This is a genomic window from Neorhizobium sp. AL 9.2.2, assembly GCF_013317225.1.
GTDB lineage: Bacteria > Pseudomonadota > Alphaproteobacteria > Rhizobiales > Rhizobiaceae > Neorhizobium > Neorhizobium soli.
Window position 1 is genome coordinate 1,230,234 of sequence record NZ_JAALXU010000001.1, and the last position, 14,534, is coordinate 1,244,767.

The window sequence follows — 14,534 nt, forward strand, 5'->3', positions numbered from 1 at the left end:
AAGCGGGAAGAATAGGCAGGGTGCACCAACAATCGGTTTACTGCTGTGCCGCCCGCCGCCAATACTATCACGGCTGGTTAATGCGGGGTGAACCCAGGCATAACCTAGACTTTCGGCCGTGCGCCCGCCATCCACTTGATGATCAGCATGGCCGGCAGGATCCACAAAAGCCCCGACAACAGGAAGTAGAGGAAATGCACCCACCACGGCGATGTCGCGAGCAACAGCGTCGCGACCGTGGTTGCAGCCAGCGCGTAGACGATGACGAGCACGATGATCATGATCGTGCCGATGAAACTTCTCAGGCGTGGGACCAACGCGTTTCTCCTCCCGCGACGCGATGCCGCAAAGCATCGGGGCTTGTTTTGCACGTGTCCTTGGGGCAAATCAACGGCAAGAAGCGGAAAGATCACCGCGCGCATGGCGCTCTCGAGCTCTTGCGAGGCTGATCTTTCTTCGAGCGACAGGAGTTTCCGCATGTCGGCGACTGATAGCCTCATCATCGATGTCATCCATCCCGCAGCAAAACGCCGCGAGCGCGACCGCAGATCGGTGCGTATCTGGCTCGGCTTCGTCGTCTTCGTGCTGTTCTGCCTCGTCCTGGTCGGCGGCGCGACCCGTCTGACCGATTCGGGTCTGTCGATCACCGAATGGAAACCGATCCACGGCGTCATTCCGCCACTCAATGCTGCCGAATGGCAGGAGGAGTTCGAGCTCTATCAGCGCATCCCGCAATACCAACTGGTCAACGCCGGCATGACGGTCGACGAGTTCAAGACGATCTTCTGGTGGGAATGGGCGCACCGTTTCCTGGCGCGCTCGATCGGTCTCGTCTTCGCCGTGCCGCTCATCTTCTTCTGGGTGACCGGTCGCATCGAGAAACGCCTGCGCTGGCCGCTGGTCGGCACGCTGGCACTCGGCGGGTTTCAGGGGTTCATCGGCTGGTGGATGGTGTCGTCGGGCCTCACCAAGCTTGTCAGCGTCTCGCAGTACCGGCTTGCGACGCATCTGGTCATCGCCTGTCTGATCTTCTCCGCCTGCGTCTGGATCATGCGCGGCCTCACGCCCCAGAAGCAGGGGGCAGCGCCCACGCGTCACTCCTATATCGCCGCCGGTGGCCTCGCGTTTCTGGCGCTATTCCAGATCTATCTCGGCGCACTCGTCGCAGGCCTCGATGCCGGGCTCAGCTACAACACCTGGCCGATGATGGATGGCGCCTTGATTCCGGCCGACCTCTTCCTGCGCGATCCCTGGTGGATCAATCTGTTCGAAAACCCGAAGACCGTGCAGTTCGTCCACCGCTGCGGCGCCTATGTGCTTCTGGCAGCAGCACTGGTCCATATGGTCGTCTCATTGTCGAAGACGCCCGGATCCGTCCATACGGGCCGCGCCGTCATTCTGTTCCTGCTCATCTCTCTGCAGGCCGTGATCGGCATTCTGACGCTGGTTTACCAGGTGCCGCTGGATCTGGCGCTCGCGCATCAGGGTGGCGCGCTTGTCGTGCTTGGCTATGCCATCACCCATCTGCGCGGCTATGTCGGCGAATATCCGCTTGAAGACAGAAAAGCCGCGGCGAACTGAGTTCACCGCGGCTCTGATTTCAAAATTCGGAATGCTTTAGGCCGACAGCATCAGGTCCATGTTCTGGACCGCGGCACCGGAAGCGCCCTTGCCGAGATTGTCGAGCAGCGCCACGAGATTGACATGCGGGCTGCCTGCCGCGCCGAACACGAAGAGCTTCATCCGGTCGGTATTCACCAGTTCCTCGGCATCGACGCGGGCAAGCTTCGCACTCTCGTTGAGCGGCACGACGGTAACAATATCCTGACCCGCATAGTGGGCGCCGAGAGCGCTATGAATGCTCTCGATCGTGGCACCATCCTTGAGGTCTTCGAGGAACAGCGGCACCTGCACGATCATCCCTTGCGCAAAGCGTCCGACGGACGGTGAAAACAGCGGTGCGCGATCGAGAAGGCCGTGTTCCTTCATCTCCGGCACGTGCTTGTGCTTCAGCGTCAGGCCGTAGAGAAAGTTGTTGGCGGAGATCGCGTCCTCGCGTGACGCATCTTCCATCTGGCCGATCAGCTGCTTGCCGCCGCCGGTATAGCCGGACACTGCATTGACCGAGACCGGGTAGCCGTCGGGCAGGAGACCGGCAGCGCGCAGCGGACGCAGCAGCGCGATAGCACCGGTCGGATAGCAGCCGGGATTGGCGACGTTGCGGGCAGCCTTGATCTTGTCGGCCTGCGCCTTGTCCAGTTCGGCGAAACCATAGGCCCAGTTCGGATCGACCCGGTAGGCGGTCGAGGTGTCGATTACCCGCACGTTGTTGTTGCCGGCAAGCATTGTCACGGCTTCTTTCGAAGCCTCGTCCGGCAGGCACAGGATCGCGATGTCGGCGCTGTTGAGCAGGTCCTCGCGCATCGCTGCATTGCGCCGCTCGGCTTCCGGGATCGACAGGAGCTCGACGTCGCGGCGGTCGGCCATGCGGGTGCGGATCTGCAGCCCTGTCGTGCCGTGTTCGCCGTCGATGAAGATCTTTGCCGTCATGGTCATTATCCCTGAAATGTCAGTGCCTTGGGGTGAGAGCCGGAATCAGTTTGCCAGCTGCTTGATTCAATTTGTCAACGGGCGGAAAGTCGCTCCGCGCGCAGGCCAAGCATATACATCGCAACCGTTGCCCCGGCAATGGCGGTGATATCGGCATGGTCATAGGCCGGTGCCACCTCCACCACGTCGGCGCCGCAGATCTCGAGGGCGCCGAGTTTGCGCAGCACCGACAGGATTTTCGCACTCGACGGACCACCGGCAACGGGCGTTCCTGTACCGGGCGCGTAGGCGGGGTCCAGGCAGTCGATGTCGAAGGTGAGATAGCACGGGCGGTCGCCGACATGGGCAAGGATCGCATCGGCGATGGCCTGGGCGCTCAGGTCCTCCACCTCATGGCCCGGCATGATCCTGATGCCGAAATCCCCAGGCGCATGGGTGCGGATGCCGATCTGGATCGAATGCTGCGGCTCGATCACGCCCTGTCGCACGGCGCGCGCCACGAACGAGCCGTGGTCGATCCGTTCTATGTCGCCGGTCTCGTCCGCATCGTCGCTCCATGTGTCCTGATGGGCATCGAAATGCACGAGGGCAAGCGGACCGTGGCGGGCTGCATGCGCCCTCAAGAGCGGCCAGGTAACGAAATGATCGCCGCCGAGCGACAGCAGAAACGCGCCCGACTCGATGATCTTCGTCGCCTCCGCCTCGATCAGCCGCGGCGTCTTCCAGTGATGACCGTAGTCGAGCATGACGTCACCATAGTCGATGACCGACATGGCTTCGAAGAGATCGCGCGAGAACGGATATTGCGGGTCGTTGTCGAAGATCGCCGAAGCCCGGCGGATGGCCTGTGGCCCGAACCGCGCACCCGGCCGGTTGGAGACCGCAGCGTCGAAGGGAATACCGAGGACGACCGCATCGGCGCCGATCAGATCCTTGGTATAGCGCCGCCGCATGAAGGACAGCGCGCCCGCATAGGTCGGGTCGGTGGCAGCATCGCGCAGGGACTTGGCGGTAAAGGCGTTGTCGATGGATTTTGAAGCCATTGCATTCTCCCGGATCGCAGAGAAAGTGCATTGGGAGTGTCTGGAAGACAAGACTCGGACCGAAGAAAGCCCGAAACGAAAAAGGCGGAGCCGAAGCCCCGCCTTTCGAAATGCAAAGTCTTGAAGCGATTAGCGCTTCGAGAACTGGAAGGACCGGCGGGCCTTCGCCTTACCGTACTTCTTACGCTCGACGACGCGGCTGTCGCGGGTCAGGAAGCCACCCTTCTTCAGAACCGGGCGCAGGCCTGGTTCGAAGTAGGTGAGGGCCTTGGAGACGCCGTGACGAACGGCACCGGCCTGACCGGAAAGACCACCACCGGTGACGGTGGCAATGATGTCGAACTGACCTGTGCGGGCAGCGGCAACCAGCGGCTGCTGAAGGATCATCTGCAGAACCGGACGGGCGAAGTACGCCGAGAAGTCGCGACCGTTGATAATGATCTTGCCGGAGCCCGGCTTGACCCAAACGCGGGCAATCGCGTTCTTGCGCTTGCCGGTTGCATAGGAACGGCCCTGTGCATCGACCTTGCGGACGTGAACCGGTGCCTGGCTTTCAGCCGGAGCGAGGTCCTTCAAAGAGGAAAGATCGGCCATGATCAGGCGCTCCTTACGTTCTTGCTGTTCAGCGATGCCACGTCGAGAGCGACCGGCTGCTGTGCTTCATGGGGATGGTTGGAGCCGGCGTATACACGCAGGTTCTTCAACTGGCGACGGCCGAGCGGGCCGCGCGGGATCATACGCTCAATCGCCTTTTCGACGACGCGCTCAGGAAAGCGGCCTTCGATGATGGCGCGTGCAGTACGCTCCTTGATGCCACCCGGGTAACCGGTGTGCCAGTAGTACTTCTTGTCTGTGTATTTCTTGCCGGTCAGGACAACCTTTTCAGCGTTGATGATGATGACATTGTCACCGTCGTCGACGTGAGGTGTGTAGGTGACCTTGTGCTTGCCGCGAAGGCGATTGGCAACGAGGGTGGCGAGGCGACCGACAACGAGGCCTTCGGCATCGATGATGATCCACTTCTTCTCCACCTCTGCAGGCTTCTGAACGAAGGTTGACATTGTTTTTCTCTTTCATCTGAACCCAAGACCACCGGAGGACCGGCCGTAAGGGCGTTTTTTGTTGCTTGATTTGTCTGGCTTTGCCGACAAAAAAGAAAGCGGGCCTTCGAAAGGTCCGCGATCTGGGCGGCTTATACGACGGAGCCTAAAAAGCGTCAAGCAGCCGGCCCGGAGCGGTCGGAAAAATAGCTCAGCGTTTAGAATGACTTATTTGTGAGGTAAAATAATACCTCACAAATAATCGGCCGGTGTTTCGTCTCTTACATGACTTCTTGAGAAGGGATACCTTGGTTTGAGCCGCAGCAGGCCGAACGCCTGGCTGGTGGGGAAATGTGATTCTGGAACCGAGTTGGAAGATTTCCATTGCTTTCCTATGTCCAGGTGACTGCATGAGGAGATTAGAACCATGGCTCACGATCGGTATGACGACGACGTCATCGCTGGCGTCTTGAAAAGCACGAAGACGATTGCGCTGGTCGGCGCATCGCCCAATCCCGACCGGCCCAGCAACCGCGTCATGGGATTTCTGTTGCAGCGCGGCTACCGGGTGTTTCCGGTCAATCCCGGCCAGGCCGGCAAGCAGATCCTAGGTCAGGAGGTCTATGCGAGCCTCGCGGATGTGCCCGAACCCGTCGATATGGTCGATGTGTTCCGCGCCTCGGAATATCTGGATAGTGTGGTGGACGAAGCACTGGCGCTCGATCAGCCGCCCAAGGTCATATGGGCGCAGCTTGGCGTCCGCGACGATCAGGCCGCAGTCAAGGCGGAGGCTGCCGGTATCCAGGTAATCATGGATCGCTGCCCGGCGATCGAGTACCCAAGGCTTGCCCGTCTTCTCGGATAGGGTAAGGGAGCGGGGCAGGTAATTCGCGGACTCTTTTGGCAGACGCTGCGAATGCCGCAACGATATTTCTTGATCGCCGTCGGCCCGCAGGCTCTGCTGTGATGAAACGACCCTAGAGGAGACCGGCATGGCCAACCCGAATTCGCGCAGTTCCGGCAATCCCGGATTTTCAACGCTCGCTGTTCATGCCGGCGCCGAGCCCGATCCGACGACCGGCGCCCGGGCGGTGCCGATCTATCAGACGACGTCCTTCGTCTTCAAGGATACCGAACATGCAGCCGCATTGTTCGGGCTGAAGGAATTCGGAAACATCTATACCCGCATCATGAACCCGACGCAGGCCGCGCTGGAGGAAAAGGTGGCGGCGCTGGAAGGCGGCACGGCAGCCCTTGCCGTCGCGTCCGGCCATGCAGCGCAGTTGTTGGTCTTCCACACGATCATGCAGCCCGGTGACAACTTTGTCGCGGCGCGCAAACTCTATGGCGGTTCGATCAATCAGTTCGGCAACGCGTTTCAGAATTTCGGCTGGCAGGTGCGCTGGGCCGATAGCGCCGATCCGGAAAGTTTTGAAAACGAGATCGACGATCGCACTAAGGCGATCTTCGTCGAAAGCCTCGCAAACCCCGGCGGCACCTTCGTCGATATCGCGGCGATTTCGGAGGTGGCCCAGCGTTTCGGAATCCCGCTGATCGTCGACAACACGATGGCGAGCCCCTATCTCGTCCGGCCGCTCGAACACGGCGCCGATATCGTCGTACACTCGCTCACCAAATTTCTCGGCGGCCACGGCAATTCCATGGGCGGAATCATCGTCGACGGCGGCACGTTCGACTGGTCGCGCTCCGGCAACTACCCGGTACTATCAGAGCCGCGGCCAGAATATTCAGGCATGGTGCTGCACGAAACCTTCGGCAACATCGCCTTTGCGATCGCCGCCCGCGTGCTTGGCCTTCGCGATCTCGGGCCGGCCATCTCGCCCTTCAACGCGTTCCAGATCCAGACGGGGATCGAGACACTTTCACTGAGGATGCAGCGGCACTGCGACAACGCGCTTGCCGTTGCTGAATGGCTGAGCCGCCATCCGAAGGTTGGATGGGTGAACTATGCCGGCCTGCCTGACGACCCGAACAATGCTCTGCAGCAGCGCTATTCGCCGAATGGCGCAGGCGCTGTCTTCACCTTTGGCCTGAAGAACGGCTATGAGGCCGGCAAGATCTTCGTGGAGAGCCTTAAGCTCTTCTCGCATCTCGCCAATATCGGCGATACCCGCTCGCTGGTCATCCACCCGGCATCGACCACCCACCGGCAACTTACCGAAGAGCAGCAGATCGCCGCCGGTGCCGGACCTGACGTGGTTCGCCTGTCTGTTGGCATCGAGGATGTGGCAGACCTGCTCTCCGACCTCGACCAAGCATTAGCAAGGACTTGAGACACTCATGAAGAACTGGCTGACATTCGATCTGACCGCAATTGAACCGGAGGAGGGCGCACCCGCTCCCGACCGCGTCATCTTCGGCGATCCGAAATTCCTCACCTGGAATTTCGAGGAGGCCGACGGCGGCATCTATGCAGGCGTCTGGGAAGCGACGCCGGGTAAGTGGAAGATCGTCTATGACGAGTGGGAATATTTCCACATCCAGTTCGGCTACTCGATCATCACCGAAGAAGGCGCAGAACCGCTGCATCTGAAGGCCGGCGACAGCATGGTTCTGCGGCCAGGTCTGGTTGCCACCTGGGAAGTGGTGGAGACGACCCGCAAGGATTACGTCATCAGGCTGTAAGCCTGACGGCGGGTCCTGCGGCTGCTCCTACCCCCAGGTGAGATCGAGCCGCTCCAGCCCGTGGAAATGGTAGACATCCTTCACCGTCGGCATCCCGGCCAGTTTGAGGCCGGGCAGGCGGCGAAACAGGATGGGCAGAACGGTATTCAGTTCCAGCCGCGCCAGTGGTGCGCCGATGCAGAAGTGGATGCCGGCGCCGAAGGACAGGTTCTGGCCTTCCTGACGATCCGGCTTGAACGTCAGCGGATCTGAAAATTTCTTGCTGTCGAGATTGGCGGCGGCGAGGATCAGGCTCACCTTGTCGCCACGCTTCAGGGAAACGCCGTCGATTTCCGCGTCTTCGAGCGCCCAGCGCTGGAAGATATGGACGGGCGCGCACAGCCGCAGCGTCTCTTCCACCGTCCGCTCCGTCGCGGCCTCGTCGTGGAAGAGCTCGACCGGCGCTAGACCGCTTTCGAGGATCACGCGAACCGAATTGCCGATCTGGTGCACGGTCGCCTCGTGGCCAGCGTTGAGCAGCACGATCGTGGTCGAGACGAGTTCGTCATCGGTCAGATACTGGCCCTTGTGCTCCGTATGGATCATGTGGGTCAGCAGGTCTTCGCGCGGTTCACGCCGGCGCTCGGCGATCAGCGTTTTCACATAGGCTGCGAACTCCCCGGCGGCCTTGTCCGCCGCATGTTCGTCTTCCCGCGAGCGCTTGAACATGTACATGCCGACATAGGCATGGCTCCATTTCAGCAACTGCGGACCCATCTCGTCCGGAATGCCGATCATTCTCGCAATCATCGTCACGGGAATGATGTCGGCGAAAGCCGAGAGCAGTTCCACCCGGCCTTGCCCGTCGAACGCATCGATGAGACGCTCCGCAAGCTCGGTAATCTCCGGCCTCAGCTTCTCGATATGGCGGGAGACGAAAGCGCGGTTTACCATTGTCCGCAGCCGCGTATGTTCCGGCGGTTCGATCTCCAGCAGCGAGTGCCGCTCGGCGAGGTCGAAATTCGCAAGATGCGCTTCCGGCTCGGGGAGGCCAAGCTCCTCGCGGCTGGCGACATGCAGGATCTGCCGGCCGAATCGGCGGTCGCGCAGGAGAAGGTTCACATGGTCATAACCTGTGAAGAACCACTGCCGCTGCTCCTCCCAGAAGAACGTCGGACAGTTTTTATGCAAAAGCTCGTAGACGCGGTTCGGATCGCTGTAGAAGGCCGGGTTGCGGCCATCCAGCGAGACGCGGCGGGTTTCTGGATCGATGCGGAGGAAATCGGGGATCGCGGTCATGCGGAATGGGTAACTCAATCCGCGGGCCCACGAAAGCCCGTCATTCGCCTGTCGCGATACCCTCGCGCCGCGGATCGGCACTTCCCGCAAGTCCTCGGTCGGTGATCTCGATTGCCTGCAGGCCAGACGTCATTTCACCGGCCTTCACCTCGTAGCCGAGTGACTTCAGCGGCTCCATCAGCGTCTCGGCCCGCGTTCCGGCTTCGATATCGTATGTCCCGAAACGGTTGATCAGATGCGGCTGGGCGACGATCTGCTCCACCGGCATGCCCCAGTCTATATAGGCGACCAGCGCCTGCGCCACATATCCGATGATCTGGCTGCCGCCGGGCGACCCGATGGCCATCAGCGGCTTGCCGTCCTTCATCACGATCGTCGGCGCCATCGAGGAGCGGGGGCGTTTGCCCGGCTCGACGCGGTTGGCGACCGGCAGGCTGCCATCATGCGTCTTGAAGGAAAAGTCGGTGAGTTCGTTGTTGAGCAGAAACCCGTTGACCATCAGACGCGAACCGAACCCGTTCTCGATCGTCGTCGTCATGCTGGCGACGTTGCCATCCTTGTCGACGATCGAGATATGGCTGGTCGAGGGCAGTTCGATCGCCTCGCCGCGGCCGAACAGAAGCGCGTGATCCCAGGTCGGCTCACCCGACTTCACGGCATCCTTGGCAAGGGCCTTGTCCGTGTCGAGCAGTCTTGCCCGTTCGCCGAGATATTCCTTTTTGAGGAGACCCTTGATCGGTGCCGGCACGAAATCTGGATCGGCCAGATATCTTTCGCGGTCCGCAAACGCCAGGCGCTGCGCATCGCCGATCAGCCTCCAGCTTTCAACATTGTCCGGCCCGAGCCCCTTCAGATCGAAGTTTTCGAGCATGCCCAGCATCTGGCCGACGGCAACGCCACCGGAGGAGGGTGGGCCCATGCCGCATATATCGAGAGCGCGATAGGCAAGGCAGACCGGTTCCCGCTCCTTGATCCTGTAATTGGCGAAATCGGACAGCGAGAGAACGCCGGGATTGCCCTTTGCCTCGCGCACGGCCTTGACGATCGCCTGCGCAATCGGGCCGGAATAGAAGGCATCAGCGCCACCGGCAGCGATCGTCCGCAGCGTTTCGGCATAGGCCGGGTTCTTGAGGAGAGTGCCGATTTTCAGCGGTGCGCCGCCATCGTCGAAGAAATAGCGGATCGTAGCGTCATCGGTCTTCAGCTTGTCACCCTCGGCCGCAAGCAGAGTGCCGAGCCGGGGTGATACCTCAAAGCCGTCAGTGGCGAGGCGCTCGGCGGCAGTAAACAATCCCGCCCAGTTCGCCTTGCCGTATTTACGGTGGACCGTCTCCAGCAGCCGCACCGTGCCCGGCGTGCCGACCGACCGACCGCCGACCACGGCTGCCATGAACTTCAACGGCTGACCCTGATCGTCGAGAAAGAGCTTTGGCGTCGCTTCCATCGGCGCCGTCTCGCGGCCGTCTAACGTTGTCAGTTTCTTCGAGGCTGCGTCGTAATAGACTAGGAAGGAGCCGCCGCCGAGGCCGGAACTCTGCGGTTCCACGAGCCCGAGCACGGTCTGCACGGCAACCAGTGCATCGGCGGCACTGCCGCCTTCCTCGATCACTGCACGACCCGCTTCCGCGGCGAGCGGATTGGCGGCGGCGACCATGTAGCGCTTCGTCTCCACCCGCTTGGCCGACGTGACTGCCGATGCCTTTTCCGGCGCGGTCGTGTCCGATGCCTGCTGCGCCGAGGCAACCGAGATCGTCAGGAAACCGGCGAGAACAGTTCCGGAAATTTGCTTCAGCATGGCATGTCTCTCCGCATTCTTGAGTTTGCTCGGAGAGAGTGTGGAGCATTGTCGCGCCATTGCAAGACTTTAGGCGGTCGTGGGCAACGGCACTATTGGCTGAGGACGACGATGCGTTTCAGCGACGCCACCTGTTGGGACACGCTGATGTCTTCGAAAAATTCTGCGGCAAACGGTGTTGGGGACGCAAAATCCGTCGACGGTACGATCATGATTTCCTGATCCGTATGAACGGCGGTGCGGTCGCGGCCGCTGGTCTTCGACACGTAAAGAGCCTTGTCGGCAGCGGTTAGCAACACGTCGATATCAGCGTCCTTCGTGGAGCACAGCGAGATGCCGGCGCTGACCGTCACGGCTATCCTGTGTTCGCCGACACTGATTGGATGGCGTCTGAGCGTCGAGCGGATGGCCTCTGCGATACTGGCTGCTTCGACCATATCGGAAACGCGGATGATAGACGCGAATTCCTCGCCGCCCATGCGTCCGAACGAGCCGCGGCCGCGCTGAGCCGCCGCACCAATCCGTGCAAAGGCGGAGAGCACGTCATCGCCGGCCTGATGACCGTAGACGTCGTTGATCTGCTTGAACCCGTCGAGATCGAACTGGATGAAAGCAATCATGCTGCCATCCACCGCATCAACGCCCTTCGACCGGTGAAACTCTTCCAGCAGACCGCGGCGGTTGAGCACGCCGGTCAGCGGGTCGGTCCGCGCCAGCTCTTTCAGGGTCAGCTCGGACCGCTCGGTCAGGAGTCGCGCCCCGCAGACGATGCTGCCGACAAAGACGAAAGCCGTCGGGAGATAGAGCCACGGCGAATGCGACGCAGCGACAAGCGCATCCGGTCTACCGATGAACACCATCAGGACAATCAGCGCGCAGGAGAAGAACTGTATCCCGATGACGCTGGCAAACACGCGACGGGTGATGCTGGGCGGACCGCGATGGTAAAGCAGAATGCCGATGATCATGGCGTGACCGACCATGGCCGCGACATGGTGAAGGATGGCGCGACTGGCGAAGTCGCCGCGGACGGGGTCTAGAAACATCCCGGCAATCCAGATCAGGGCCGGAATGCCAACATAGGGTTCAACGGGCCGGCGGTCGAGCTGCATCAGGCCCGCAGCCCACAGGCCGATACCCGCAAGAACCATGGTATTGGCGATCTCGATCGAAACGAAGTCCGGGATGTCGCCGCGCATTGCGACCAGAGCTGCGCCAATCCCGTGCACAGCGAAGCCGCTGCCCCAGCTGAGATAAAGTGGTTCGCGCTCATAGTACCAGCGTGAAAAGAGCAGGACGGCGAGCGTCACCGCTTCAGCGGCCCAGATCAACAGACCCGTCAAGATATCCACGTCCAGCTCCGTCATTCATTCCCGGCCGCTTCAGTATGCAGCCAAGTCTTTAAGGCTGCGTTGCTGTTTTGCGTCGGTTATTTTGATTAGAATGCTGTCATTTATTCATATCTGCTTTACCCTGCTCGATCAAAAATGCTTGGATGGCCGTCGATACTTCTCTTTTGCCTCTGGTATATGAGAGTTGTTGCATTATCGGTCAGCCTCGCGCATCCCAAGCCGATTAAGGATATCGGGCTCTCCGTCTTGAAGTACCCGGCGGTGACACTCTATGTAGGAGATAACCCATTCCAATGATTCCGGAGCGCATCGCCGCCTTCGGCGATGCATTTGACAAAGGACGGACATGAGAAATCCAGTTGATACCGCAATGGCCTTGGTGCCGATGGTCGTTGAGCAGACCAATCGCGGTGAACGCTCCTACGATATCTACTCGCGCCTCCTGAAGGAGCGCATCATCTTCGTCACCGGTCCGGTGGAAGATTACATGGCGTCGCTCGTGTGCGCCCAGCTGCTTTTCCTCGAGGCTGAAAATCCGAAGAAGGAAATCGCGCTCTACATCAATTCGCCAGGTGGTGTCGTCACCGCCGGCATGTCGATCTACGACACGATGCAGTTCATCAAGCCGGCCGTGTCGACGCTCTGCATCGGTCAGGCCGCGTCAATGGGCTCGCTGCTGCTGTGCGCCGGCGAGAAGGGCATGCGTTTTGCAATGCCGAACTCGCGTATCATGGTTCACCAGCCCTCCGGCGGCTTTACCGGTCAGGCCTCGGACATCGAGCGTCATGCCCGCGACATTCTGAAGATGAAGCGCCGCCTGAACGACGTTTACGTGAAGCACACCGGCCGTACGCTTGAGGAAGTTGAAAAAACCCTCGATCGTGACCACTTCATGACCGCCGACGAAGCTCAGGACTGGGGCGTCGTCGACAAGATCCTGACCACGCGTCAGGAAATGGAAGGCGTTTCGGCGTCTTGAGGCAATAGTGGCATCCGTGCTGCTCACCCGGATTTGAGTGATTTCGGGGGTTTCAAGTGGCACGGAACGCGCTATTAGTACCTATTAAGGCTGTGTTGAGTGTTTATGACATAGCATTGGCGTCTTAGGGGTTTCGTTGCAGCCGGTCATTCTGGACCTGCGAAAGCGAGTTTAAGGCCGGTAGAGTACCCCTTGAGCGAAGACAGGCGCGGCATGGCGTCCGCGCGTGTCGACAGCGACAAAGTTGACCGCGACCGTCTGGACAGGCGGATAGGCGGAGTGCTGGAAGGAAAGTGATATGAGCAAAGTCAGCGGCGGCAACGGCGGCGACTCCAAGAATACCCTGTATTGCTCCTTCTGCGGAAAGAGCCAGCACGAGGTCCGCAAGCTGATTGCCGGCCCGACCGTATTCATCTGCGATGAATGCGTCGAATTGTGCATGGACATCATTCGCGAAGAGAACAAGTCTTCGATGGTGAAGTCCCGCGAAGGCGTTCCTACGCCGCAGGACATCATCAAGGTCCTCGACGAGTACGTCATCGGCCAGAAGCAGGCCAAGCGTATTCTGTCGGTCGCAGTCCACAATCATTACAAGCGTCTCGCGCATGCCTCAAAGGGCGGCGATGTCGAGCTTGCGAAGTCGAACATCATGCTCGTCGGTCCGACGGGTTGCGGCAAGACCTATCTTGCCCAGACGCTCGCGCGCATCATCGACGTCCCCTTCACGATGGCCGACGCGACGACACTCACGGAAGCCGGCTATGTCGGTGAAGACGTGGAAAACATCATTCTGAAGCTGCTTCAGTCGGCTGATTACAATGTCGAGCGCGCCCAGCGCGGCATCGTCTACATCGACGAAGTCGACAAGATCTCCCGCAAGTCGGACAACCCTTCGATCACCCGCGACGTGTCGGGCGAGGGCGTCCAGCAGGCGCTTCTGAAGATCATGGAAGGCACGGTCGCATCGGTTCCGCCGCAGGGTGGTCGCAAACATCCGCAGCAGGAATTCCTGCAGGTCGACACGACGAACATCCTGTTCATCTGCGGCGGCGCGTTCGCCGGTCTCGACAAGATCATCTCGGCCCGTGGCGAGAAGACCTCGATCGGTTTCGGTGCATCCGTCCAGTCTCCGGACGATCGTCGCGTTGGCGAAGTGCTGCGCGAACTCGAACCGGAAGATCTGGTCAAGTTCGGTCTCATTCCGGAATTCATCGGTCGTCTGCCGGTTCTGGCAACGCTCGAGGATCTCGATGAGGATGCGCTGATCCAGATCCTGTCGGAGCCGAAGAACGCGCTGATCAAGCAGTACCAGCGCCTGTTCGAGATGGAAGACGTCGAACTGACGTTCCACGAGGACGCGCTGCGCGAGATCGCCAAGCGCGCCATCATCCGCAAGACGGGTGCTCGTGGTCTTCGCTCGATCATGGAAAAGATCCTGCTCGACACGATGTTCGAGCTGCCGGCGCTGGAAGGCGTTCGCGAAGTGGTCATTTCCGACGATGTGGTGCGGGGCAATGCACGGCCGCTCTACATCTATGCCGACAGGCAGGAAGAAAAGGCCAACGTTTCGGCCTGATCCTCAGTGGTCATAGCAACATTGAGAAGGGGCCCCATTGGGGCCTCTTTTTCGTTTTAGCCTCGGCTATTGTTTTAGGCCGTATTACACGATTTTTGCACTGCAAAGAGTTGCAAGATAATCCGCTTGATTTAGACAGGGTCAGGGATGAACCTTTCCGTTCCGGCTGCTTCGCATCTTTTGTGCGTGTGCCGTTGATTTCGGACCTCGTCTCGAAGAGCTTTGTCGGCAAGAACGGTGGCGCGTCCGTGCTGAAGAGCTGACATTTTGCGTAA

The 14,534-nt window shown here is 60.2% G+C and carries 14 protein-coding genes; 6 read left to right on the plus strand and 8 right to left on the minus strand.

From position 1 onward, the window contains the following. Positions 1-104: 104 nt before the first annotated feature. Complete coding sequence (locus G6K99_RS05950; protein ID WP_062453259.1) at positions 105-317, minus strand: DUF2842 domain-containing protein; 213 nt, start codon at positions 315-317, stop codon at positions 105-107. Positions 318-477: 160 nt separating this feature from the next. Here G6K99_RS05950 and G6K99_RS05955 point away from each other — a divergent pair, with 160 nt between their 5' ends. Then, complete coding sequence (locus G6K99_RS05955) at positions 478-1,581, plus strand: COX15/CtaA family protein (protein ID WP_174195967.1); 1,104 nt, start codon at positions 478-480, stop codon at positions 1,579-1,581. Positions 1,582-1,617: 36 nt separating this feature from the next. On the opposite strand, the gene argC is transcribed toward G6K99_RS05955, so the two are convergent. The 4 genes from argC to rplM form a co-directional block, all read right to left on the minus strand. Beyond that, positions 1,618-2,550 carry an N-acetyl-gamma-glutamyl-phosphate reductase gene (gene argC / locus G6K99_RS05960; RefSeq protein WP_174195968.1) on the minus strand — a complete coding sequence of 311 codons (933 nt, stop codon included), beginning with the start codon at positions 2,548-2,550 and terminating at the stop codon, positions 1,618-1,620. Between the two features lie 74 nt (positions 2,551-2,624). Beyond that, the gene (speB, locus tag G6K99_RS05965) at positions 2,625-3,593 is read right to left on the minus strand and encodes an agmatinase (protein ID WP_062579974.1); all 969 of its coding nucleotides are present in this window, start codon (positions 3,591-3,593) and stop codon (positions 2,625-2,627) included. 129 nt (positions 3,594-3,722) lie between these two features. Beyond that, a complete protein-coding gene (gene rpsI, locus G6K99_RS05970; RefSeq protein ID WP_062453256.1) occupies positions 3,723-4,187 on the minus strand; it encodes a 30S ribosomal protein S9 in 465 nt (154 codons plus the stop codon). A gap of 2 nt (positions 4,188-4,189) precedes the next feature. Continuing rightward, positions 4,190-4,654 carry a 50S ribosomal protein L13 gene (rplM, locus tag G6K99_RS05975; RefSeq protein ID WP_062453255.1) on the minus strand — a complete coding sequence of 155 codons (465 nt, stop codon included), beginning with the start codon at positions 4,652-4,654 and terminating at the stop codon, positions 4,190-4,192. Between the two features lie 406 nt (positions 4,655-5,060). Here rplM and G6K99_RS05980 point away from each other — a divergent pair, with 406 nt between their 5' ends. The 3 genes from G6K99_RS05980 to G6K99_RS05990 all read left to right on the plus strand — a co-directional run bounded on the left by G6K99_RS05980 (position 5,061) and on the right by G6K99_RS05990 (position 7,279). Beyond that, positions 5,061-5,498, plus strand: coding sequence for a CoA-binding protein (locus G6K99_RS05980; RefSeq protein WP_174195969.1), 438 nt, complete (start codon positions 5,061-5,063; stop codon positions 5,496-5,498). A gap of 127 nt (positions 5,499-5,625) precedes the next feature. Continuing rightward, entirely contained in the window at positions 5,626-6,927 is a 1,302-nt protein-coding gene (locus G6K99_RS05985; protein ID WP_174195970.1) for an O-acetylhomoserine aminocarboxypropyltransferase, read from the plus strand. Positions 6,928-6,934: 7 nt separating this feature from the next. Then, positions 6,935-7,279 (plus strand): cupin domain-containing protein, encoded by a 345-nt coding sequence (locus tag G6K99_RS05990; protein WP_174195971.1) that lies wholly within the window; start codon positions 6,935-6,937, stop codon positions 7,277-7,279. 27 nt (positions 7,280-7,306) lie between these two features. Here G6K99_RS05990 and G6K99_RS05995 read toward each other — a convergent pair whose 3' ends face one another. The 3 genes from G6K99_RS05995 to G6K99_RS06005 all read right to left on the minus strand — a co-directional run bounded on the left by G6K99_RS05995 (position 7,307) and on the right by G6K99_RS06005 (position 11,704). Further along, positions 7,307-8,557, minus strand: coding sequence for a cytochrome P450 (locus G6K99_RS05995; protein ID WP_174195972.1), 1,251 nt, complete (start codon positions 8,555-8,557; stop codon positions 7,307-7,309). A 40-nt stretch (positions 8,558-8,597) separates the two neighbouring features. After that, complete coding sequence (gene ggt, locus G6K99_RS06000; protein ID WP_174195973.1) at positions 8,598-10,352, minus strand: gamma-glutamyltransferase; 1,755 nt, start codon at positions 10,350-10,352, stop codon at positions 8,598-8,600. A 92-nt stretch (positions 10,353-10,444) separates the two neighbouring features. Beyond that, positions 10,445-11,704: a GGDEF domain-containing protein gene (locus tag G6K99_RS06005; protein ID WP_174195974.1), complete on the minus strand. Its 1,260-nt coding sequence runs from the start codon at positions 11,702-11,704 to the stop codon at positions 10,445-10,447. 346 nt (positions 11,705-12,050) lie between these two features. Between G6K99_RS06005 and clpP the strand changes: the two genes are divergently transcribed. Further along, entirely contained in the window at positions 12,051-12,683 is a 633-nt protein-coding gene (gene clpP, locus G6K99_RS06010) for an ATP-dependent Clp endopeptidase proteolytic subunit ClpP (RefSeq protein WP_062453248.1), read from the plus strand. Positions 12,684-12,981: 298 nt separating this feature from the next. Beyond that, positions 12,982-14,259 (plus strand): ATP-dependent Clp protease ATP-binding subunit ClpX, encoded by a 1,278-nt coding sequence (gene clpX / locus G6K99_RS06015; protein ID WP_062453247.1) that lies wholly within the window; start codon positions 12,982-12,984, stop codon positions 14,257-14,259. Positions 14,260-14,534 lie beyond the last annotated feature (275 nt).